The organism is Amycolatopsis sp. NPDC052450 (genome assembly GCF_044547565.1).
Classification (GTDB): domain Bacteria; phylum Actinomycetota; class Actinomycetes; order Mycobacteriales; family Pseudonocardiaceae; genus Amycolatopsis.
Genome location: NZ_JBIUAQ010000009.1, coordinates 73,209 through 95,362 on the forward strand (window position 1 = coordinate 73,209; position 22,154 = coordinate 95,362).

Consider the following 22,154-nt stretch of genomic DNA (forward strand, 5'->3'; position numbering starts at 1 on the left):
TGAATAGCAGCGAAATCAGGCGTCGATGGCTTCGCGGTCGACCCGGTCGGAGGATTCGACCAGCCAGTTGCGGCGCGGTTCGACCTTCTCGCCCATCAACAGTTCGAGCGCGTTCTCCGCGGCTTCGACGTCGTCGAGGGTGATGCGGCGGACCGAGCGGGTGGCGGGGTTCATCGTGGTGTCCCACAGTTCGTCGGCGTCCATCTCGCCGAGACCCTTGAACCGCGGCACCGGCGTGACGATCTGCTTGCCCGCCCGCTCCAGCTCCGCGAACTTGGTCTCCATCTCCTTCTGGCTGAAGGTGAAATGGGTTTCCGGGTTACGGCCCTTGGTGACCAGTTTGTGCAGCGGCGGCATCGCGGCGTAGAGCCTGCCGTCTTCGATCACCGGCCGCATGTACTTGGCGAACAGCGTGATCAGCAGCGTGCGGATATGCGAACCGTCGACGTCCGCGTCGGCCATCAGGATCACCCGGCCGTAGCGCATGGTCGACAGGTCGAACGTGCGCCCGCTGCCCGCGCCGAGCACCTGCACGATCGAGGCGATCTCGGCGTTCTTCAAGGTGTCGCCGAGCGACGCCTTCTGGACGTTGAGGATCTTGCCGCGCAAGGGAAGCAGTGCCTGGTATTCCGATACGCGCGCCATCCGCGCCGAACCGAGCGCGCTGTCACCTTCGACGAGGAACAGTTCACTGCGGGCGACGCCGGTGGTGCGGCAGTCGACCAGTTTCGGCGGCATGGCCGCGCCTTCGAGCGCGGTCTTGCGCCGGGCGGCGTCCTTCTGCTGCTTCTGGGTGAGCCGGACGCGCGCCGCGTCGACCACCTTCTGCAGCACGACCTTCGCCTCGGACTTGGTCTTGCGCTCCTCGGTCCAGGACCGGATGTGCTTGTCGACGACGCCCTGGATGACGCGGGTGATCCCGGCGGTGGACAGCTCGTCCTTGGTCTGCGAGGTGAACTGCGGCTCCGGCAGCCGGACGTGGACGACCGCCGTCATCCCTTCGAGGACGTCCTCGACGGTCGGCATGTCCTCCTTGGGCTTGAGCAGCCCGCGGGTTTTGGAAATGGCGTCCTGCAACGCTTTCAGCACCGCGCGGTCGAAACCGCGGCGGTGCGTGCCGCCGTGCACGTTGCGGATGGTGTTGGTGAAGCACTCCACCGTGCGCTCGTAGCCGGTGCCCCAGCGGAGCGCGACCTCGATCTCCGCGTGACGCACCACATTGGACTGCATGACGCCGTTGGCGTCCGCCGCGTTCTCCTTGTACGTGCCCTCGCCGTTGATGATCAGCGTGCCGCAGACGGGTTTCTCGCTGTCCGGGGCGAGGAAGTCGACCATGTCGGCGAGGCCGTTGGGGAAGTGGAAGGTCTCTTCGCTGATCGAATCGTCGACGGCGGTGCGCAGTACATAGGTGACGCCGGGGACCAGGAAGGCGGTGTTGCGCATCTTCGCGCGGACACCCTCGACGTCGAGCGAAGAGCCGGTCTCGAAGTAGCGCGAGTCGTACCAGTACCGGATCGACGTGCCCGAGCGCTCGCCGCGTTTCATCTTCCCGGTGACGTTCAGCCCGGACTTGCGGGTGAACTTGGCCTTCGGGCCCGGCCCGTCGAACACGCCGGGGACGCCGTGCGCGAACGACATCTGATGGACCTTGCCGTTCTGCTTCACCGTGACGTCGAAGCGGTGCGACAGCGCGTTCACCGCCGAAGCGCCGACACCGTGCAGGCCGCCGGAGGTCTTGTAGCCCGAGCCGCCGAACTTGCCGCCGGCGTGCAGCCTCGTCAGCACCAGTTCGACACCGGACAGACCGGATTTGGCGTGGGTGCCGGTGGGGATGCCGCGGCCGTCGTCGTCGACCTGGACGCTGCCGTCGGCGTGCAGGGTGACCACGATCTTCGTGGCGTGACCGGCCACACCCTCGTCGGTCGAGTTGTCCACGACCTCGGAGAACAGGTGGTTGATGCCTCGGCTGTCGGTGGAGCCGATGTACATCCCGGGGCGCTTGCGGACCGCTTCCAGACCCTCGAGATGCGTCAGGTCGTCGGCCCCGTACAGGGTCTCAGCAGTCACTGGGTACTTCTCCTGGAGTCATGGCTCGCGAACTAGCTCGTGGAGGTGGTGTTCAACGCGACACCGTACTGGAGGATATCCGTCCCCTCCGACAGCTTCGTCCTCCCGAGCCCCCGGTGTGGCGGATCACGCCGTCCCGGTGGCCGGGTCACGGCTGGGGAAAGCGACTTCCTAGCGGCATTGATGAGGCGTTATCGTTCCCGGTGTCACAGGGTGACGGGGGGAACAAGGTGACCGTCGGAGTCGGTCCCACACGCGTCTCGACCGCACAACGCGTCGTGAGTCTCTGGTATTTCGTGGTGGTCGTCGGGTCGTTCGGCATGCTCGCGTTGATTCCGGTCGCGCACGCCGCGATCCGGTTGCGGCGTGGGGTGCTCTGGCTGTTCGTGCTGGGCTATGGCGGTGTCGCCGTCGGGATGACCTTCCTGCTCGAACGGGCGGCGCTGGAGGGCGAGTCGGAGGCGATGCTGTCGGTCGCCTGGCTCTTCGGCACGATGCTCTTCGTCACCGTGGCCTGCGTCCACCTCGCACTGCTGCGGAAGAAGATCCTCTACCCGCCGCAGACGGCGTGGGTCGAGTCCGGCATGCACTGCGGGTTGTTCTCGATCGACATCGCCGGATTCGGCCAGGTCGGGCGCAGCAGCGAGATCTTCGTGCGAGTCCGGCGGATGCTCTTCGGCCTGCTTTCCGAAGCCTTCGAGGCCAGCGGGATCGCCTGGGACGCCTGCCTGAAGCGCGACACCGGCGACGGCATGATCGTCGTGGTCCCGCCGCATTTCCCGAAGTTCCGCCTGGTGTACCCGCTGGTTTCGCGGCTGACCGCGGAACTGGCCAGGTACAACGTGGTCACCGAGCCCGGCCTGCGGATCCGGGTGCGGGTGGCCATCCACGCCGGCGAGATCGCGCTCGACGAGTACGGCGTGACGGGGCGGCCGAAGGTGCTGCTCGCCCGGCTGCTCGATTCGCGGGTGCTGCGGGACGCGCTCGCCGCGGCGCCGGACGAGTCACCCGTGGTGGTGCTCGTCTCCGACCGGTTCCACGAGGACGTCCAGGACCAGGGCGGCCCCGGTCTCGACACGATGAGCTACCGGCAGGTGCTCGTGCACGAGAAGGAGACCGAGGTCCGCGCCTGGCTGCATGTTCCGGATCCGGTGGTCAGAGGGCTGCCGTGAGGACCTCCAGCGCGCTGTGCTGACGGGCGGCGTCGATCTTGTCGACCGGTCCGGCCCAGCGCAGGCCGTGCTGATCGAGCGACGTGCGGTTGTTCGCGATCGTCGAGTTCGCCTGCCGGGTCAGGTAAGCGCGGTACGGCCTGCCTGCCAGCGCACGGTCGAGCTCGCCGAGCCCCCTGGCGTACGCGCCTTTGAACGACGGCCCGTCGGCGCCGCAGTCGCCGGACTCGCACGGGTCGCGCAGGATCCCGTTCGCGTGCAGCAGCGATGTCGTGGTGGAGGCGTCCGCGAGCCGGCGGGCGCGGGTGAGCAGGGCGGCGTCACCGGTGGCGCGGTTCAGTTCGACCAGCGCGCCGAGGACGATGCCCTGGTTGTAACTCCAGACGGCCTGCCCGTTGTTGGCGCAGGAGGAGTCCAGCCCGTCGTTGATCAGGTCGGCGCCGTTGATCATGCCGCTCGCGCGGAACCAGTCCCAGATTTCGCGTGCCCGCGCGAGCTGGACGGTGTCGCCGGGAAGCCGGTTGTGCAGTGACGCGGCGACCTTGACGTACAGCTCGTTGGTGACGGCGTTCTTGTACGTCTTCGCCGTCGACCACCAGAGACCGCCGCCGCAGGTCCCGTCGCGGTAGGAGTACATGTAGTTCGCCGCGATGACGGCGGTGTCGAGGTAGCGGCGGTCCTTGGTGAGGTCGTAGGCGCGGATCCAGGCGAGCGCCCACCAGCCGGTGTCGTCGATGTACTCGTTCGTGAAGTTGCCGCCGCGGTTGCGGTCGAAGGTGTGGGCGATGGCGTAGCGGTAGTTCGGCGAACCGGTGCGGGTGCTGTAATCGAGGATCGCGGTGAGCGCGTTGGCCGAGTTCCACCAGCCCGTGGTCTGCCAGAGTCCGGTGCCGTTGTCGTAGAACTGCATGAGCGCGGTGGCGGCGGCTTCGGCGCGGTCGTTCGCGGCGACCGTCGTGCGGAACCACGACGTGCAGGCGATTTCCGGGCGGTTGCTTGCCTTCCCGCAGGCGCGAAGGGCGCCGAAACGGTGGGTGGCGGGGTCGTCGACGTTGAACATCAGGGTCCGCCAGCCGCGTTGACCGGCGGGGATCTTCGTGTCACCGATCCGGCTGTCGCTCGCCCAGGAGCGGCCGCCGTCGAAGGAACGGTCGAGCCAGACCTCGTCGCCGGGGTCGCCGTTGCCGACGCTGGCCCAGCCCATGTCGTCGCCGTCGGAGAGATGCAGTGTGATGCCGCGGCCCCAGACGGTCGCCGTGCCGGGTCTTCTTTCGCCGACGGCCAGTGCGGGGTCGCGGCTGTCGCAGTACTTGGCGCAGATCGTCGCCGCGACGGTCGGTTCGGGAGTGGTGGTGGCCGGTGTGAGAGCGAATGTCAACGTTGTCACAAGCAGGGAGGTGAGCCACATGGATCCGAGTGTGGGGGCGGTCACTTTCCTGGCCGATCAAGTCACCCTTTCGGCTCGCGCCGATGGTCTGGAATACTTCTTGCGCGCGTGAGGTTGAACGCTCAAGCAACGTAACCCCGGCCCAGGGAGCAGGTCATGCAGTTCGGAATCTTCACGGTGGGCGATGTGACGACCGACCCGGCCACCGGGGAGGCGCCCAGCGAGTACGAGCGGATCAAGGCGATGGTGCGCATCGCGCTCAAGGCCGAAGAAGTCGGCCTCGACGTCTTCGCGACCGGCGAGCACCACAACCCGCCCTTCGTGCCTTCGTCGCCTACGACGATGCTCGGTTACATCGCCGCGCAGACGTCGAAGATCATCCTTTCCACCTCGACCACGCTGATCACCACGAACGACCCGGTGAAGATCGCCGAGGACTTCGCGATGCTTCAGCACCTCGCCGACGGCCGCGTCGACCTGATGATGGGCCGCGGCAACACCGGACCGGTGTACCCGTGGTTCGGGCAGGACATCCGGCAGGGCATCCCGCTGGCCATCGAGAACTACCACCTGCTGCACCGGCTGTGGCGCGAGGACGTGGTCAGCTGGTCCGGCAAGTTCCGGACGCCGCTGCAGGAGTTCACCTCCACCCCGCGGCCGCTCGACGGTGTCCCGCCGTTCGTGTGGCACGGCTCGATCCGCAGCCCGGAGATCGCGGAACAGGCCGCCTACTACGGCGACGGGTTCTTCGCGAACCACATCTTCTGGCCGAAGGAGCACTTCCAGTCGCTGATCAACCTCTACCGCGAGCGGTACGAGCACTACGGGCACGGCAAGGCGGACCAGGCCATCGTGGGGCTCGGCGGCCAGGTGTTCCTGCGGCCGAAGTCGCAGGACGCGGTGCGGGAGTTCCGGCCGTACTTCGACAACGCGCCGGTGTACGGGCACGGGCCGTCGCTGGAGGAGTTCACCGAGCAGACGCCGCTGACCGTCGGGAGCCCGCAAGAGGTGATCGACAAGACGCTGACCTTCCGCGAGCACTTCGGCGACTACCAGCGTCAGCTGTTCCTGATGGACCACGCCGGACTGCCGCTGAAGACCGTGCTGGAACAGCTCGACCTTCTCGGCGAGCACGTGATTCCGGTGCTGCGCAAGGAACTCGACTCGCTTCGTCCGGCGCACGTGCCGGAAGCGCCTACGCACGCTTCTCTTCGTTCGGAGGTGACGGTATGACCACGATCGCCGTGGTGACCGCCGGCTTGAGCCAGCCGTCCTCGACGCGGCTACTCGCCGACAAGCTCGCGGCGGCGGTTTCCACCGCGCTGCCGGACGTGAAGATCGAGGTGGTCGAACTCCGCGACCTGGCCATCGACGTCACGAAGAACATGCTGACCGGATTTCCTTCCCCGGCTCTGCGCGCGGCCATCGACACGGTGACCGCCGCGGACGGCCTGATCGCCGTGACGCCGGTGTTCACCGCGTCGTACAGCGGACTGTTCAAGTCGTTCTTCGACGTGCTGGACCAGAAGGCGCTCGACGGGAAACCGGTCCTGATCGGCGCCACCGGCGGCACCGAACGGCACTCGCTGGTGCTCGACTTCGCACTGCGTCCGCTCTTCGCCTACCTTCGCGCCGAGCCCGTCGCGACGGCGGTGTACGCGGCTTCGTCGGACTGGGCGTCTCCAGGGGATCTCGACACGCGGGCTTCGCGGGCGGGGCGGGAGCTGGCTTCGCGGCTGTCGTCGGAGGGTGCGGCCGCGGCTCCGGACAGCGGGTTCGTGCCGTTCGAGCAGCTGCTGCGCGCGGGGGAGTGAGCAAGGGACGGGATCGCTGTCCGTGAAGGCCTCCTTGAGGGATCCAGGGTCCCTCAAGGAGGCCTTCACGGACTCGGAACACACGCCTCCAGCCCCAATAGTCCCATCAGCCACTCACGACCCCACGTCGAACTGTGCGGTCCGATTCGCGAGGGCGAAAGCTTCAGGGGGTCGGCCAGATCGGCCGGATCTCGATGGTCGCGAACTTCGTGACCGGATGCGTCGAGACGATCTCGATCGCGTCGTCGAGATCGGCGCACTCGATCAGGTCGTAGCCGAGGATCTGTTCCTTCGTCTCCGCGAAGGGCCCGTCCGAGACGAGCAGTTCGCCGTCGCGGTGGCGAACGGTGGTCGCGGTGGCCGCCGATCGGAGTCTGCTGCCGGACAGCCGCACCCCGCGAGCGGTCATCTCGTCGACCCACACCCGCGTCTTTTCGTCCATCGGTTCGTCGCAGTCGTCCGCGCCGGGAAACGGGGTCCCGCAGATCAGCAACAGGTAGCGCATCAGTCCTCCTTGGCTGCTCTTTCCGTCACCCCGACGAACGGTCTCGTCCGAAACAGACAGGTCGCTAGAGGTTCTCGCGCAGAAAGTCCTCGAATCGGGTGAGTCCTGGATAGCGCGACCGCAGCCCCGCGACGTCCGCCGCGTACCCGCTCTCGGCGAACCATTCGAACATGCGGTCCTCGATCGGCTCCGGTTCGAAGCGGGTCGGGACCCCGGTGACCCGTTCATAGCTCGCCGCGACCTCGGGGAAGGTGAGTTCGTCGCCCGCGATTTCGAGTGCCTGCCCAAGGAAGCCTTCACGGTCCTCGAAGGCCGTCGCGGCGAAGAACCCGATGTCGTCGGCGGCGATCATCTGCATCGGTTTCGCGGGATCAACCGGAAGTGCCAGTACGCGGTCTTCGCCGGCGGGCGGGGTGGCGTAGTGCAGCAGGTTGTTCATGAAGAACACCGGCCGGAGCACGGTCGCGGGGAGACCCAGCGCGGCGATGTGCCGTTCGATCTCCGCCTTGCTTTCGAAGTGGTCGATACCGGTCTCGCGTTCGGCACCTCCGACCGAGCTGTAGACGAGATGCCCGACGCCGGTTTCCGCGGCGATGTCCGCCACCGAACGCCCTCGCCGAACCTCGGCGGCGAGGGTTTCTTCCTGCCATGCCAAGGGTTGCACGCTGAAGATGCCATCGACATCGGCCATGGCCGCGCGCAGCGAGGCCGGGGCGTCGAGATCGCCTTCGACCAGGACCGCGCCGAGTCTCTCCAGTTCTTTGGCCTCGGGTTTACCCGCGTCGCGGACCAGCGCGTGCACGCGGCGGCCGCGGGCGAGCAGGTGGCGTGCGGTCGCGCCGCCCTGGTTGCCGGTCGCGCCGAGGACGAGCACGACTTCGGATCGGGACATGAGAACTCCTCGCGGGGTTTATCGGAGTGATTCGCTCCGCTAAGCTATATCGGAGCGAATCGCTCCGCAAGGGCTAGGATCCGCTCATGACGAATTCCCCTCCGCCGCGACGAGGGCGGCAGGCCGAAGCCGCCCGCAACAGCCGCAAGCTGCTCGAAGCGGCGCGCGAGGTGTTCATCAGCCGCGGGTTCGACGCGCCCGTCTCGGCGGTCGCCGAACGCGCCGGCATCGGGATGGGGAGCCTCTACCGGCGTTACCGCACCAAGGACGAACTGCTGCAACGGCTCTGCGTCGACTCCTTGACGCACGTCGCGGACGCGGCCCGGGAGGGACTGGCCGTCGACGATCCTTGGCAAGGCCTCACGAGGTACATCGAGCGTTGCGTCGAGTTCGGCTTCGGCGCCCTCGCGCCGCTCGCCGGGCGAATCGAGGCGACCGAGGAGATGTGGCAGGCCACCGGGATCGCGCAGGACCTAGCCGGTCAGGTGGTCGCTCGCGCGCATGCCGCCGGGGTACTGCGCGGCGACGTCACGACCCTGGACATCTCGCTGCTGATCGGTCAGTTCAGCAGGCGGGGTCCGGTCCCGGAGGTGGATCACGACGAAAACGTCCGGCGGCGGCTGGTCGCGATCGCCGTCGCGGGCCTGCGTGCCGGCGCCGTCGAGCCGCTCCCGGGCGACCCGCCGGAGCAGCGGGAGTACGAGTCGCTCTGGCGGAACTCCTAGCGCCACTCGGTCAGGACCAGCGCTTTCCCGGCCAGACCGGCACAATCGACGGAAAGGCGACGGCGAGGAGACGACGGTGGGCATCGGAAAACCCGTGAAGCAGGTCCTGATCCTGATCGCGGGCGGCATTCTCCTGCTGGTCGGTATCGCGCTACTCGTGCTGCCCGGGCCGGGGCTGCTGCTGGTGCTCGCGGGTCTGCTGGTGCTGGCCTCGGAGTTCCCCGTGGTGGAGAAGTACGTCGATCCGATCCGCGACAGGGCGATGAAGGCGGCCGAGGACAGTGTTTCGTCGCCGCTGCGCATCGCGGGTTCGGTGCTGGCCGGGCTGGGGCTGCTGGCCGCGGGGGTCGTCTGGGGGCTCGTGCCGGGGCTGCCGCTCGGCGGGTGGAGCACCGGTTCGAGCCTGATTCTCTCCGGGCTCATCCTGTTCGCGTTGCTGATCTGGAGTTACAAGCGAGTGCAGGCCCGGAGGGCCGCGAAGGCCGAATAACAGCCGGGTGGTCTGGTACCGTGCGGCGCGTGGCCCCCGAATTCCAGCGCGCGCGGCGGCCGGAACAGGTGGAGGCCCGGCGCGCGGCGATCCTCGGAGTGGCGCGCGAGCTCCTGGCCGAGCGGCCCGTGTCCCGGATCAGTTTGCGGGAGCTGAGCGATCGGGTCGGCCTGGCGAAGTCGAACGTGCTGCGGTACTTCGACAGCCGTGAGGCGATCTTCCTGGAAGTCCTCGACTCGATCTGGGTCGCGTGGCTCGACGAGCTCGAAGGCGATCTAGGCGCGCCTGACGCCGCGAAGCCGGGGTACGAGCGCGAAGTGCGCGTCGCGACGGTCATCGCGAAGTCGCTCTCGCGCCAGCATCTGCTGTGCGAGCTGATCAGCACGATGGCCGCCGTGCTCGAACGCAACATCTCCGTGGAGACCGCCAGGGCGTTCAAGACCCGGGCGGGTGAACGGACCGAACGGCTCGCCGACGTCGTCCGCGATCGGGTCCCGTTGGACGCCGAAGCGGCCGGACACTTCGCGAAGGCGGTCTTCATTCTCGTCGCGGGACTGTGGCCGTACGCGAACCCAGGCGAGGCCGTGGCGACGGTCCTGGCCGAACGCGGAGCGCCCGCCGGCCACGACATGTTCGTCGACGGGCTGACCGAAGGGCTGGCCAACCAGCTGGTCGGCCTCGTCGTTCGCGCAGGTCAGAGCCCCGGGCGATAGCAAAGGTCCCTTGCTCCCTTCCCGCACGCGCCTGGGCGGCCGGACCTGCATAAGGTGAGCCGAACCCACTTGCACAAGGAGCGATCATGAGCCCAGGCGGCACCCTCACCCTCGGCGATCTCACCGTGAGCCGGATGGGCTACGGCGCCATGCGGCTGTCCGGCCCCGGCATCTGGGGGCCGCCGAGCGACCGCGAAACCGCGATCGCCGTCCTTCGCGAGGCGGTCGAGCTGGGCGTGACCCATATCGACACCAGCGACTTCTACGGCCCGCACACGACCAACGAGCTGATCCGCGAGGCGCTGCACCCGTACCCGGACGAGCTGCACATCGTCACGAAGGTCGGCGCGAAGCGGACTCCGGACAAGGGGTGGCCTTCGGCGCTGTCGCGGGAGGAACTGACCTCCGCGGTCCACGACAACCTGCGCAACCTCGGCGTCGACGTGCTCGACGTCGTCAACCTGCGGCTCGCGGGGGAGCACGGCGTCTTCCCGATCCCGGTCTCGATCACGGAGCCGTTCGAGGTGCTGGCAGAGTTGCGGCAGCAGGGCCTGATCCGGCATCTCGGCCTGAGCCACGTCTCGGCGGAGCAGGTCAAGGAGGCCCGCGCCATCGCGCCGGTCGTCTGCGTGCAGAACGAGTACAACGTCGCGAACCGCGCCAACGACGGCCTGCTCGACGCTCTTGCGGCCATCAGCGTCCCGTTCGTGCCGTACTTCCCGCTCGGCGGGTTCACACCGTTGCAGTCCGGTGTGCTCGACGACTGCGCCCGCCGGGTCGACGCGACGCCGATGCAGGTCGCGCTCGCGTGGCTGCTGCAGCGGTCGCCGAACATCCTGCTGATCCCGGGCACGTCCTCGCTACAACACCTTCGCGAGAACGTCGCCGCCGCGAAGCTGGAACTGCCCGCGGACGTTGTCGCGGATCTCGACGCCCTCGCCTGATCCCGCGTGAAGGCCCCCTTTCCCTCGGCTCAGCAGAGGGAAAGGGGCCTTCACGCGCGTTCAGAGGACATCCCGGCGCCGCAGCAGCCAGCCGCCGAGAACGGCGAAGGCGACCAGATAGCCGGCCACCACCAGCGTCGCCTGGGAGACGCCGACGAGTTCCCCGATCCCCGGCGTCGCGCCCGAAGCGCCGAGCGACGCGGCCAGCGAACCGGCGTTGGCTCCCGGCAATGCCAGCTGGAGTGTGCCGACCCAGTCCACCAGCGGGGCCGCGACGCCGAACAGCAGGTTCTGGACCACCAGCAGCCACACCAGGCCGAGCCCGATCGGCAGCGCCACCCCGCGCATCGCGATGGCGAGCGCCGCGCCGAGGGCCGCCCAGGTCATCGCGATCAGCCAGCCCGCGCCGATCCCGGTGACGATCTCGCCGGACGACGGCCAGTTCATCGGCTCGCCTTCCGAGGAGGCGATGAGCGCGCTCGTGACCGCGCCGGTGGCGAAGCTCGTCAGCACGACGGTCAGTGCGGCGACGGCCAGCGCGAACAACTTTCCACTGTAGACGGTCAGCCGCGAAGGCCCCTGTGTCAGCACGGTCTTCCACGTGCCCCAGCCGTATTCGGTGCCGACGGCCAGCACGCCGAGCACCAGCAGGATCGCCCCGAGGAACACCGGCAGCCCGCCGATCGCGTTGCCGACCAGATTCGACGGCGCCGTCGCGGCCAGTCCGCGATCCGTACCCGGCGCCCCGCTCGGCGAACCCGCCGCGCCCGCGAGCGGCAGCAGATAGGTGAAGGTCAGGCCGAGTACGACCGCGATCCCCAGCATGAACCAGTTCGCCGGACGCCGGACGAGTTTCGCCAGCTCGGCCGTGCAGCTACCCCACATGATCCGCCACCTCTCCGGTGAGCTCGAAGAACACCTGTTCCAGATCGCGTTCGCGGACGTGCAGTTCGCGCACCGCGATCCCTTCCGTGACGAGTTCGCGGTTCAGCCACGACGCGCGTTCCGGGGCCACGGTCAGATCGAGCCCCGTCCCGCTCGCGCGCACGTTCTCGGCGCCGATCCAGCGCCGCACGAGATCGGCGGCGCGCGGGTTCTCGTCGGTCTCGATGTGCAGCACCGTGCCGCCGCGGAGTTCGGCGACGGTGTTCTCCGCGACCAGCCGTCCGCGCGAGACCACGCCGACGCGGTCGCAGATCTGCTGGACCTCGCCCAGCAGATGACTCGACAGCAGCACGGTGCAGCCTTCCGCGCCGAGCCGCCGGATCAGCACCCGCATATCGGCCATCCCGGCCGGGTCCAGCCCGTTGGTCGGCTCGTCGAGGATCAGCAGCCGCGGATCCTTCAGCAGTGCCGCCGCGACACCCAGCCGCTGCTTCATGCCGAGGGAGTAGGTCGAGTACCGGTCCTTGCCGCGATCGGCGAGGTCGACCATCGCGAGTACTTCGCCGACGCGAAGCGGATCGGTTCCGCTGTACCGGGCCAGCACCTTGAGATTGTCCGAGCCGGACAGGTACGGGTAGAAGCCGGGCGATTCGATGAGCGCGCCGACCCCGTCGAGATCGCCGGGCGGCCTGCCGAACAGCCGCACGCTGCCGGAGGTCGGCCGGACGAGACCCAGCAGCATCCGCAACGTCGTCGTCTTGCCCGCGCCGTTCGGGCCGAGGAAGCCATAGATCTCGCCGGGAAGGACGGTCAGTTTCATCCGGTCGACGGCGAGGTGCTCGCCGTACCGTTTCGTGAGTTCGTCGGTGTCCACGGGAAGGTTCATGGTGACGAATGGTGTCCCGGGGGAGGCGTTCGGCACATCCGTTCCCAGGCGGCACTCGGCGTACGTCATCGAACGTAGGGCGTGGCCGGAATCCTGTGATATCCGTCGAAAACGCCGCTATCGAAGCCCGGGTCGACGATCATAGGCTCGGGCGCGTGTCCAAAATCCTCCTGATCCTCCACGTGCTCGCCGCCGTCATCGCGGTCGGTCCGGTCACCGTCGCGGCGAGCATGTTCCCCGCCGCCGCGCGGAAGGCCTTCGCCGAACCGGGGTCCGGCCTGTCGGTGCTGCGCGCGCTCAACCGGATCTGCCGGGTCTACGCCGTCTTCGGGGTGGCGGTGCCGTTCTTCGGGCTGGCGACGGCAGGCAGCATGCGGGTCTTCGGCGACCTGTGGGTGATCGTGTCGATCGTGCTCACCGCCGCGGCCGCCGGGGTGCTGGCGTTGCTGGTCCTGCCGGGGCAGAACGCGATCCTCGCCGCACTGGACGCCGAGCCGCCCGCGGAACCGCTCACGGCGGGGCGGGTGGCGATGTACACCGGGATGTTCAATCTGCTCTGGGTGGTGGTGACGGTGCTGATGATCGTGCGGCCCGGGTCGACCACCGGCGCGTAAGTCTCGTGAGCGGTAAGGACGGTTCTCTTGAGGGGTGCCGGGTCGCGGGGATTCGCTTGCGGCCGTGTCGCGAAAGCCACTTTCGCGACCCCAGGCGTCGCGAAAGTGGCTTTCGCAACCTCCCAGCTTTGCCTTACCCCTCAATAACTCGGCTCAGCACCGCCCGCCCCCGGGGTGATCGGGCTAGCACCGTAGACACAGGGTGAAGGCGTCCTTCACTGCATCGGATGCAGCGAAGGACGCCTTCACCTCCCAACCGGCCCCACTCACGAGCTTGGGGTTACGCGCTCAGCAGCTGATTGAAGAACGACCGGTAACGCCGCAACGCGATCCGGAGGTCTTCGGTGGCCGGTTCACCCTGGCTCCACGCCGATTCCAGTTCCTTCTTGTGGTCGGCGAAGGTCGTGGCCAGGTTCTGGATCACGACGGCGACGAGTTCGTCGGCCTCCTTGACCGCCCGTTGCGGATCGTCCACAAAGGCCGTCTGGATGTCCTGCCAGCTTTCGCGGAACCGGTCCACGTCGACGTTGTCGAACAACGTCTGCGCCTCGTCTTCGGTGGTGCCTCCGGAATCGTCGGTGCGGCCGGAATCGGTGGCCACCAGGTCCTCGGTGCTCAAGGCCTGCCCGGTGTCTCCGTCGCGGCCGTCAGCGATCCGTTCCTCGTCGGTCCGTTCCGTTCCCTCGGTTTCCAGTGGCCTGCTTTCCATGGCTTTCCGCTCCTTCGCCGGCGTCTGTCAACAGATCTTCGAACACTTCGCGGTAGTGCTTCATCGCTTCACGCATGTCCTCTGTGGACATCTCCGATTCCCGGTGGCGCTCCAGCGTGTCGTGCCCGGCGCGGTAGTGCCGCAACGCGTTCGCGTGCCGGACGGAAAGATCCGCGACCTGCTGGTCGTAACCCTCGGTCGGGTAGCCGCGCTCGGCCATCAAGGAGACCAGTACCCGGTCCGCCTCGACGACGGCGCCGGACGGGCGGTCGACGAACTGTTCCTGGATCAGCGCCCATTCCTGCGCGTAGCGGTCCTTTGTGGACTTGGGCAGCGGGCGGATGTCGAGATCCGAATGGCGTTTCACCCGCGACGAGAGCTCACGTTCCGCTTCTCGCGGGTTTTCGTGTTCCTTGACGGCCCGGTCGTATTCGGGGCCGAACGTCTCCTGCAAGCGACGCCTGCGTTGTCCCGCGATGACGAACCAGACCACCGCTCCCAGCGCCAGGATCGCGGCGATGACGATGATGATGACCAACCACGTGGGCATCGTTATCTCCTCCGGATTTCTGCCGGTCAACCCCCGACGGGCCATGGGTTCCCCGGCGTTCTCGGCCGAAAACCCTTGTGCCGCAAGAAGTTTTGGATCTTAGGCCGGATGGCGCAGTGAAATGTCGCCGGTTCGCCGTCGTTCCGGGAGGCGGCGCGAGCCTCGATGGGCCATTCGGCGGAAGTCGTAAGGCTTGCTAACCAGGCGTCCCTCTTATGGGTGCCGCCGATGACTCAGTGTAGGTAAAAACTCCCGATCACTGCTCCGTTGTGGCACTATTGCCCCGTTCGCAGGAAGAGGGCCTGCGAACAGAGGGGGCCGCCGTAATGGGGCTGCCTGGTACGACAAAGAAAGATCATCAGGGGAGGAGATCAAATGTCGACGCCTACCGACGTCAAGGACCCCATCGGCGAGGAGGAGCCGCTAGACCCGGCTCAGCCCAAGCCCGACCAGGGAGAACATCAGCACACCGCGGACTGCGTGCATCAGAACGAGCGAGTCCGGGACTGCCCGGGCGGATGCGCTCAGACGCCGCCGCCCACTCCCTGAGCAACGCTCCTGGCTGAAGAGGTTTCGCCCGTCACCCGGGTTCGAACCGGTGGCGGGCGACTCCCGGCTACGGAGTGTGCTGTCATAGAACAGTGGTGGTAACACAGCTCGATCAAGGCGAGGTCATTCGCAAGGCGCGCGAACTCCAGCGTGCCGGCATCGATGCCGCGTGTTCGGCCCGCCAGCGCGAAGGCATTCTCCTGCTCCGCCGGGGGATGGCCTTACTCGATTCGGTCCATCCGGTCGCCGAGCGGATGCGGCACGACTGGCTGGCCACCCGGATCCGGCTGGCCTCCAGTATCGCGACCGTGGGTTCCGAGACCAGCGGAGGCGTGGCCTCGGGCCTCGCCGGCCTGGACGACGTCCGCCTGTTGCTCAAAGCGGTGGACGAGCCCCGTCTTTACGCGGAATTGCGCGGCCAGCTCGACCACAATTACGGACTCCTGCTCATGGCGGTGGGACGCAACGAGGAAAGCACCGCGTATTTCGATTCCTCGCTGGCGCACAAAGAGGCCATCCTCGCCATGGAAAAGGATCCCGCGGCGTTGCTCGACCCGTATCTGGGCACGCTGACCACCCGGGGGCTCGCCTACACCAGGCTCGGCGACATCCGCCGGGCCAGGCGAGACCTCGCCAGCGCCGTCGACCTCGCCGAACGGAACGGCCTGCGAGTCCAGGCCGCGGACGTCCGCCGCCCGCTGGGCACGCTGGAACTCCGCGTCGGGAACGTCCCCGCCGCGCTGAGGCTCTACGACGAGAGCGAGCGGATCTACCGATCGCTCGACCTGGACATCCCGTCGCTGCTGAGGTGGGAGCGGGCCGAAGCGTTGTTGACGGCGGGCCTCGCCGAGGAGGCCGGGGCCCATCTCGACGAGATCCTGCCGGTGATGCTGGAACAGCGGAGCATCACCAGGGATCTGGGTGGGGTGGAGCTGTTCCGCGCGTCCGCGGCGCTGATGACCGACGACCTGGAGCTCGCGCGGACCTACGCCGCTTCGGCCCGGCGGCGGACGCTGCGCTGGGGCTGCCAGACCTGTGTCGCCAACGCGACCATCGTCGGCCTTCGCGCCGACGTGCGGGATGCCTTGCGCACCAACGAGATCCCGCCCAGCCTGACCTCGCGCGCGTTGCGTGCGGCGAACGGGATGCCGATGCCGCGGCTCGCCGATCAGGCGGCGCTGGCGCGGATGCTGGCCGTCCGGGTCGAGCTGCGGAAGGGCAAACGCAAACGCGCCGCCGAGCTGCTCGAGCGGATTCCGCGTCCGGGGCGGTTGACCTCCGTCGATTATCGGATGTTGCGCAGGCTTTGCCGTGCGGAACTCGCGGTGGCCGAGGGGGACAAGACCAGGGCACTGGCGGAGATCCGGGCCGGGCTCACCGAACTCGACCGGGTCCGCGACCGGATGGGCGGCCTGGAACTGGTGTCCGGGACGGCGTTGCACGGCAGGGAGCTGGCCGACCTCGCCGTCAAGATCGTGCTGGAGCGTGCCGACGCGGCCCGGCTGTTCAGCTGGACGGAGCGGACTCGCGCGCAGAGTTACCGGTACGAACCAGTTGTGGCGAGCGATCCGGAGCTCGCCGAGCGGGTCGGTGAGGTGCGGGGGCTCGATCAGGCCATCCACCAGGCGCAGCACGACGGGTATCCGACGTCGGCGTTGCGCGCGAAGCACGCCGAGCGGTTGCGTGAGGCGCATCGGCTCGGCTGGCATACCGGGCGCTGGGGCAGGCCGCGGCCGATCGCGCGGCTCGCCGAGGTCGCCGGCGAGCTGGGCGAGCGCGCGCTGGTGAGTTTCGCGTCCTCGGGGGACGACCTGGTGGCGATGGTCGTCGTCGACGGGCGATGCGAGCTGGTGCGGCTCGGCTCGGCGGAGCGGGCGGCGGAGGCCGCACGCATGTTGAACGTCGATCTCGACGCCCTCGCGCCGGATCGGCTGCCCGCTCCACTGGTCCAGTCGGTGCTCGGTTCGGCGCGGAAACAGGCCGAACGACTCGACGTCCAGCTGATCCGGCCACTGGAACACCTGCTCGGTGACCGGGGCCTTGTCGTCGTGCCGACCGGACCGTTGTTCGCCGTTCCCTGGGGCGTGTTGCCGGCGTTGCGGTCGCGGCCGATCGTCGTCGCCCCGTCGGCGACGGCCTGGCTGGGCGCGGAACGCTCGACGGTGTCACGCGCCCGGAAGGTCGTCCTCGTCCGCGGGCCCGGCCTGGTCGGGACCAGGGGTGAGCTGGACAAACTCGCCACGCACTACCGGACCGCGCACACCTTGGCCGGACCCGACGCGACCGTGGCGTCGGTGTTGCGCGCACTGGACGGCGCGAAGCTCGCGCACATCGCCGCGCACGGCGCGCACGAGCCCGAGAACGCCTTGTTCTCCCGGCTCGAACTGGCCGACGGGACACTTTTCGCGCACGAGATGGCCGGGCTCGCGCAGCCGCCGTCGCAAGTCGTCTTCGCTGCGTGCGAACTGGCGCTGAACCGGATCCGGCCCGGCGACGAGGTACTCGGTTTCGCCAGCGCGTTGCTCGCGAGCGGTTCGCGGACGGTGATCGCGCCGTTGAGCCGAGTCGGTGACGAGGCCGCGGCGGCCGCGATGGACGACTACCACCGCGGACTTGCCGAAGGGGCAGGACCGGCGACCGCCTTGGCGGACACCATCGCCGTTGATCCGTTCCGGCGACCGTTCGTCTGTTTGGGTGCGGGCTGATCCTCCGGCTTGACAACCCCTGTTCGATCTTCACGACTCCAAGTGCCCGGTTGGTTACTCTTGACCGAGTCGTCTGAACCAATTATGGTCTAGACCACATTCGCCTGCTCGGAGCTTGGGCGGATGTGTCCCAACCTTCAGTGGTTTTCGCCCTCCGTGGCCCAGGAACCTCGAGTCCGCGGACGTTCCCGATCGGGCAGGCGGTGGGTGCAGAGATGGGAAAGGGGTAGGCATGAGCATCAAACGACGGCTTTTGACCCTGGCGGCGGGTGCGGCGATGGTGCCGGCGGCGCTGGTCGCGATCCCGGCGGGCACCGCCAACGCGCACGGCTACGTTTCCTCGCCGGCGAGCAGGCAGGCGCAATGCGCCCAGAACACCGTTTCCTGTGGCTCCATCAAATGGGAACCGCAAAGCGTCGAGGGCCCCAAGGGGCTCATGAGCTGTAACGGCGGTGTCGGCCGTTTCGCGGATCTCAACGACGACAGCAAGGGCTGGAAGGTGCATTCCCTCGGCCGTACCACCACGTTCCGGTGGACGCTGACGGCTCGCCACCGCACCAGCACGTGGGAGTACTTCGTCGACGGCGCCAAGGTCGCCAGCTTCAACGACAACGGCGCGCAGCCGGGCGCCACGGTCACCCACAGTGTGAACCTGCAGCAGAGCGGGCGGCACAAGATCCTCGCCCGCTGGAACGTCTACGACACGGCGAACGCGTTCTACGCCTGCATCGACGCGAACATCGGCTAGGTGCCTGGGTCGTGATCGCAGGTCCGTGAGGGGCTCCTTGCCTACCCTGAAAGTAGGGAAGGAGCCCCTCACGGACTTCAGACAGCACGCTCACGAGGCTTTTATGCCAGGCTCACCCCATGAGCGATGACGAACGCGACGGGGTCAAGCTGACCAATCTCGATCAGCCGTTGTTCGAGGGCGCGACGAAACGCGACCTGGTGGACTATCTGGACGCCGTCGCGGACCGCATCATCCCGGTTCTGGCGCACAGGCCGCTTTCGGTGATCCGCATCCTGCGCGGCCAGGACCCGTTCATGCAGAAGAATCTGCCCAAATACACGCCCGACTGGGTGAAGCGCTCCGAGATCTGGGCGGAGACGTCGAAGCGGCAGGTGTCGTACGCCCTGTGCGACGACCGCCGCACCCTGCTGTGGTTCGCGAACCAGCGTGCCGTCGAATACCACCCGACGCTGATGACCACGGACGCCGACGCGGGTCCGACCCATCTCGTACTGGACCTCGACCCGCCCGCCGGCGACGATTTCGCGCACGTCGTGAAGGCCGCTTGGCTGGTGCGCCAGGCCCTCGACGACTGCGGCCTCGCCGGGGCGGTGAAGACCAGTGGTTCCAAGGGAGTGCACATCTTCGTCCCGCTGACGCCGGGGCAAGGTTTCGAAGACGTCGCCGCCGCGACCCGCGCGCTCTCCGCCCGCGCGGAACAGGTCGACCCGTCTCTCGCGACGACCGCGTACATCGTGGAAGACCGCGAGGGAAAGGTGTTCCTCGACTCGACGCGGGCGGGCGGCAACACGGTCGCCGCGGCGTACAGCCCGCGGCTGCGTCCGGGACTGACGGTTTCGTTCCCGGTGGCCTGGGACGACCTCGAAAACGTGGTCCCCGCCGACTTCACCGTCCACACGGCGCCCGGCCTCCTGGCGGACAAGGACCCGTGGGCCGATTCGATGCCCGCGCCGCAGACACTGCCCGCGGATCTCGTCGAACAGGGGCACACGATCCCCATCGCGCGAGTCGTGGCGATGCACGAAGGGAAACGCCGGGCACGTTCGCGTGCCAAGAAGGACTGAACGCCGACGACGGAACCCCGTTTTGTGTACCTTGGACCGCGCTGGGGGAGGGCGAAGGTACTGGGGGCTTTCGTGGGAAAGATCGATGCCGATGTAGTGATCGTGGGGGCGGGTCCGGCCGGATTGGTGCTGGGGAATCTTTTGAGGGCGGCCGGAATCGACTGCCTGATCCTCGAACGGCAAAGCCGGGAACATGTCGAAAACCGGGCCAGAGCGGGATTTCTGGCCGCGAACAGCGTCCGTGTGCTCACCGGGAACGGGCTCGCCGGTGGGCTGCTCAGGAACGGGATCCGGCACGACACCTGCGCGTTCCGTAATGATCAAGCCGAATTCGAGCTCAAGTACAGCGAACTCGGGAACGGTGAGGTGCACACCGTTTACCCGCAACAGTTCCTGGTCACGGACCTGATCGCCGAATTCCTCGCGCGCGGCGGGGAGATCAGGTTCGGCACCGAGGCGTCGTCGGTGTCGGGGATGGACGCGACGGTCATCGCCGATGATCTTCTGTTGCGTGCCAAGTACATCGCGGGCTGCGACGGCAGGCGCGGTGTCTCGCTGAGATCGGTGCCCGCACGGGTCTTCCGGCGAGACCACGACATTTCCTGGCTCGCGATCCTCGCCGAAGCACCCCCGAGTATGTCCGCGATCGGTTACGCCATTCACGAACGCGGATTCGCCGGGCATATGGCGAGGACGTCGACGGTGACGCGGTACTACCTCGAAGTCCCGCGCGGCGAGGATCCGGAGAACTGGCCGGACGACCGGATCTGGGACGAACTGCACCTGCGGATGCGTGCCGACCGGTACGGCGAGCTCAAACGCGGCGCCATCATCGAACGCCGGATCGTCGACATGGCTTCGCGGGTGATGGACACGATCCAGCGGGGAAAGCTGTTCCTCGCGGGGGACGCGGCGAGCCTGATCAGTCCCGCCGCGGCGAAAGGCGCGAATCTCGCGCTGATGGAGGCCGAGATCCTCGCGGACGCGTTGATCGAAGCCTGCACCGAGAGCGACACGACGGCACTCGAGCGGTATTCCGCCGACTGCCTGCCGCGGATCTGGCGCGCGCAGGAATTCTCGCTCTGGATGATCAATCTCCTGCACGGCCCGGCGGGATACGACGACGAGGCGGTCTTCCAGCGGGCCCTGCGGGACGCGCGGCTGGAGAGCCTGCGGGTTTCCCGTGCGCACCAAGACTTCTTCGCCGAGAACTACGTGGGGATCTGAACCGATCGCTCGTCGCGTCCGTATCAGTGCAAGAGGGTCTTCGCGGAGTGGAAGGACGAACGACGATGCCGGTACGCATTCGCTGGACGCCGTTGAACCCGCATCCGAACCGCCCTGGCCCCGTGGAGGAGCCCGAGCCGGAGCAGCTAGCTCGCGCGGACCGCGGGTGCCTTGGGCCGCTCGACGCGGAGGAGCAGGACGTCGCCTGAGTGGTCTCTTCCAGGCTCCTCCTCGGTGACGAACCGCAGCGCCCCGGTGACCTCCCTGGTCACCATCCGCGCGCCGTGCCAGCCTGCCGGGACCCAGCCGGCCCGCAGTTCACGGCGTACCTTCTCGGCTCTCTTGACGTGGCGGGCGAACGAGTGCCGCCGGATGACCCGCCCGCGCGCGACTTGGCCCGCGCGGGCGGCCTCCGGATCGACGTCGAGCCACAGCAACCGGACGGGACGGCGGCTCAGCAGGCCGAGCAGGGCCAGCAGCCCGCGGGTGGTCGCGCGGGTCGACGGCTCGTGCACGACGAGCGGGCCGCCGTCGGCCAGCGCGAACCGGACGACCCGCGCGCGATGCCACAGGTGGACCAGCGGCCGGTAGCACCGGTACGGCAGCACGGCGGGCAGCCGTTCGCGCAACCGCGCGCGGACCTGGTCGGAATCGAGCACCGGTATCGCGCCGGTCGCCGCCCGGGACAGCAGGGTGGTCTTGCCCGCCCCGGGAATCCCGGCGACCACGAGCAGATCGCGGCGGCCGAGCTGGAATGCGATGCGATCGGTCATAAGGCCTCAACGACCCGGCCGAGGATAAAGGTTCCTTTACCTTGATCGGCACAGGTCAGGCCGTCACCCGCGTCCCCGGCACCGCCGTCTTGTCCGGCAGCAGCGTTCCGCCCTTGGTGAGCCACGCCACGCCGAACGCGAGGATCGCCACCGACTCCAGCCACAGCGCCGGGTACAGGGACCTGGTCTCCGCGTCGAAGACGAGGCCGCACAGCACGATCAGCGCCAGGCACACCAGCATGATCACGCCCGACGCGACGTAGAGCCGGTTCCGCTCGGGTTTGCGGGCGCCGGGGATCTCCTTGTCCGACTTGGTGAACAGCACGATGCAGAAGAACGCCAAGGTGAGGAAGAAGACCGCGGCGAAACCGAGGTGCAGCATGCCGATGATCTCGTCCGCGCGGTCGCCGTTCGACGGGGTGGTGGGGAAGAGCGCCACCCCGACCGCGGCCACCGCCGCGATGTTCCCGGCGATGTCGTCGACACGGCCGTAACCCCGGTAGGACAACAGGAAGACGCCGATGGCGCACATGACGCCGACCCAGACGTCGCGCATTCCCGAGTAGTAGTAACCGCTGATCGAGTTGAGCAGGCCGCCGCCGTCGACGAGCAGCTTCCCGAAGATCAGCACGAAGGGCAGTCCGATCCCGAGGAAACCTATGGCACGCCGCAAGAACAGGTAGTTGTGGACGAGATTGTCGGACGCCGTTCGCGCGCTCATGGTCGCCTCCG

22 protein-coding genes are annotated in these 22,154 nt (G+C 67.9%); 12 read left to right on the forward strand and 10 right to left on the reverse strand.

Features of this window, described 5'->3' with window-relative positions; all coding sequences use genetic code 11:
• Positions 1-15: 15 nt before the first annotated feature.
• On the reverse strand, positions 16-2,067 hold the full coding sequence (locus ACIHAO_RS17490; RefSeq protein ID WP_396558922.1) for a type IIA DNA topoisomerase subunit B: 2,052 nt from the start codon (positions 2,065-2,067) through the stop codon (positions 16-18).
• Positions 2,068-2,297: 230 nt separating this feature from the next.
• On the opposite strand from ACIHAO_RS17490, the gene ACIHAO_RS17495 reads away from it, so the two are divergent.
• Positions 2,298-3,239 carry a hypothetical protein gene (locus tag ACIHAO_RS17495; protein WP_396558924.1) on the forward strand — a complete coding sequence of 314 codons (942 nt, stop codon included), beginning with the start codon at positions 2,298-2,300 and terminating at the stop codon, positions 3,237-3,239.
• Here the strand turns inward: ACIHAO_RS17495 and ACIHAO_RS17500 are convergent.
• On the reverse strand, positions 3,223-4,647 hold the full coding sequence (locus tag ACIHAO_RS17500; protein WP_396558926.1) for a glycoside hydrolase family 76 protein: 1,425 nt from the start codon (positions 4,645-4,647) through the stop codon (positions 3,223-3,225). The two genes, ACIHAO_RS17495 and ACIHAO_RS17500, sit on opposite strands and share 17 nt — an antisense overlap.
• Positions 4,648-4,782: 135 nt before the next feature.
• Here ACIHAO_RS17500 and ACIHAO_RS17505 point away from each other — a divergent pair, with 135 nt between their 5' ends.
• Positions 4,783-5,859 carry an LLM class flavin-dependent oxidoreductase gene (locus ACIHAO_RS17505; RefSeq protein WP_396558928.1) on the forward strand — a complete coding sequence of 359 codons (1,077 nt, stop codon included), beginning with the start codon at positions 4,783-4,785 and terminating at the stop codon, positions 5,857-5,859.
• Complete coding sequence (locus ACIHAO_RS17510) at positions 5,856-6,440, forward strand: FMN reductase (RefSeq protein WP_396558930.1); 585 nt, start codon at positions 5,856-5,858, stop codon at positions 6,438-6,440. Before ACIHAO_RS17505 ends, ACIHAO_RS17510 begins: the two co-directional genes overlap by 4 nt.
• A 163-nt stretch (positions 6,441-6,603) precedes the next feature.
• Here the strand turns inward: ACIHAO_RS17510 and ACIHAO_RS17515 are convergent, their stop codons facing one another.
• Together ACIHAO_RS17515 and ACIHAO_RS17520 are read right to left on the reverse strand one after the other, a co-directional pair.
• Positions 6,604-6,945, reverse strand: a complete 342-nt coding sequence (locus ACIHAO_RS17515) for a YciI family protein (RefSeq protein ID WP_396558932.1) — start codon at positions 6,943-6,945, stop codon at positions 6,604-6,606.
• 64 nt (positions 6,946-7,009) lie between these two features.
• A complete protein-coding gene (locus tag ACIHAO_RS17520) occupies positions 7,010-7,837 on the reverse strand; it encodes an NmrA/HSCARG family protein (RefSeq protein WP_396558934.1) in 828 nt (275 codons plus the stop codon).
• A gap of 86 nt (positions 7,838-7,923) precedes the next feature.
• Here ACIHAO_RS17520 and ACIHAO_RS17525 point away from each other — a divergent pair, with 86 nt between their 5' ends.
• The 4 genes from ACIHAO_RS17525 to ACIHAO_RS17540 all read left to right on the forward strand — a co-directional run bounded on the left by ACIHAO_RS17525 (position 7,924) and on the right by ACIHAO_RS17540 (position 10,709).
• Positions 7,924-8,562 carry a TetR/AcrR family transcriptional regulator gene (locus tag ACIHAO_RS17525; protein ID WP_396558936.1) on the forward strand — a complete coding sequence of 213 codons (639 nt, stop codon included), beginning with the start codon at positions 7,924-7,926 and terminating at the stop codon, positions 8,560-8,562.
• Positions 8,563-8,638: 76 nt separating this feature from the next.
• Positions 8,639-9,052, forward strand: a complete 414-nt coding sequence (locus tag ACIHAO_RS17530; RefSeq protein WP_125789250.1) for a PGPGW domain-containing protein — start codon at positions 8,639-8,641, stop codon at positions 9,050-9,052.
• A 20-nt stretch (positions 9,053-9,072) separates the two neighbouring features.
• The gene (locus ACIHAO_RS17535; RefSeq protein WP_396558938.1) at positions 9,073-9,765 is read left to right on the forward strand and encodes a TetR family transcriptional regulator; all 693 of its coding nucleotides are present in this window, start codon (positions 9,073-9,075) and stop codon (positions 9,763-9,765) included.
• A gap of 86 nt (positions 9,766-9,851) precedes the next feature.
• Entirely contained in the window at positions 9,852-10,709 is an 858-nt protein-coding gene (locus ACIHAO_RS17540; RefSeq protein WP_396558940.1) for an oxidoreductase, read from the forward strand.
• A 60-nt stretch (positions 10,710-10,769) separates the two neighbouring features.
• Here ACIHAO_RS17540 and ACIHAO_RS17545 read toward each other — a convergent pair whose 3' ends face one another.
• Positions 10,770-11,594 carry an ABC transporter permease gene (locus ACIHAO_RS17545; protein ID WP_396558942.1) on the reverse strand — a complete coding sequence of 275 codons (825 nt, stop codon included), beginning with the start codon at positions 11,592-11,594 and terminating at the stop codon, positions 10,770-10,772.
• Positions 11,584-12,480, reverse strand: a complete 897-nt coding sequence (locus ACIHAO_RS17550; protein WP_396558944.1) for an ABC transporter ATP-binding protein — start codon at positions 12,478-12,480, stop codon at positions 11,584-11,586. Before ACIHAO_RS17550 ends, ACIHAO_RS17545 begins: the two co-directional genes overlap by 11 nt.
• Before the next feature lie 155 nt (positions 12,481-12,635).
• On the opposite strand from ACIHAO_RS17550, the gene ACIHAO_RS17555 reads away from it, so the two are divergent.
• Positions 12,636-13,094 (forward strand): hypothetical protein, encoded by a 459-nt coding sequence (locus ACIHAO_RS17555; protein ID WP_396558946.1) that lies wholly within the window; start codon positions 12,636-12,638, stop codon positions 13,092-13,094.
• A gap of 280 nt (positions 13,095-13,374) precedes the next feature.
• Here ACIHAO_RS17555 and ACIHAO_RS17560 read toward each other — a convergent pair whose 3' ends face one another.
• Together ACIHAO_RS17560 and ACIHAO_RS17565 are read right to left on the reverse strand one after the other, a co-directional pair.
• Complete coding sequence (locus tag ACIHAO_RS17560; protein ID WP_396558948.1) at positions 13,375-13,803, reverse strand: hypothetical protein; 429 nt, start codon at positions 13,801-13,803, stop codon at positions 13,375-13,377.
• A complete protein-coding gene (locus ACIHAO_RS17565; protein WP_396558950.1) occupies positions 13,742-14,353 on the reverse strand; it encodes a hypothetical protein in 612 nt (203 codons plus the stop codon). The genes ACIHAO_RS17560 and ACIHAO_RS17565 overlap by 62 nt, the downstream gene beginning before the upstream one ends.
• Positions 14,354-14,994: 641 nt before the next feature.
• On the opposite strand from ACIHAO_RS17565, the gene ACIHAO_RS17570 reads away from it, so the two are divergent.
• From ACIHAO_RS17570 to ACIHAO_RS17585, 4 genes are all read left to right on the forward strand, one after another.
• The gene (locus ACIHAO_RS17570; RefSeq protein ID WP_396558952.1) at positions 14,995-17,607 is read left to right on the forward strand and encodes a CHAT domain-containing protein; all 2,613 of its coding nucleotides are present in this window, start codon (positions 14,995-14,997) and stop codon (positions 17,605-17,607) included.
• A gap of 232 nt (positions 17,608-17,839) precedes the next feature.
• Entirely contained in the window at positions 17,840-18,355 is a 516-nt protein-coding gene (locus ACIHAO_RS17575; protein WP_396558954.1) for a lytic polysaccharide monooxygenase auxiliary activity family 9 protein, read from the forward strand.
• A gap of 119 nt (positions 18,356-18,474) precedes the next feature.
• A complete protein-coding gene (locus ACIHAO_RS17580) occupies positions 18,475-19,422 on the forward strand; it encodes a DNA polymerase domain-containing protein (RefSeq protein ID WP_396558956.1) in 948 nt (315 codons plus the stop codon).
• Positions 19,423-19,494: 72 nt separating this feature from the next.
• On the forward strand, positions 19,495-20,649 hold the full coding sequence (locus ACIHAO_RS17585; RefSeq protein ID WP_396558958.1) for a 4-hydroxybenzoate 3-monooxygenase: 1,155 nt from the start codon (positions 19,495-19,497) through the stop codon (positions 20,647-20,649).
• A gap of 146 nt (positions 20,650-20,795) precedes the next feature.
• On the opposite strand, the gene ACIHAO_RS17590 is transcribed toward ACIHAO_RS17585, so the two are convergent.
• Both ACIHAO_RS17590 and ACIHAO_RS17595 read right to left on the reverse strand, forming a co-directional pair.
• Positions 20,796-21,422 carry an AAA family ATPase gene (locus ACIHAO_RS17590; protein ID WP_396558960.1) on the reverse strand — a complete coding sequence of 209 codons (627 nt, stop codon included), beginning with the start codon at positions 21,420-21,422 and terminating at the stop codon, positions 20,796-20,798.
• Between the two features lie 55 nt (positions 21,423-21,477).
• Positions 21,478-22,143, reverse strand: coding sequence for a DUF998 domain-containing protein (locus tag ACIHAO_RS17595; RefSeq protein ID WP_396558962.1), 666 nt, complete (start codon positions 22,141-22,143; stop codon positions 21,478-21,480).
• Positions 22,144-22,154 lie beyond the last annotated feature (11 nt).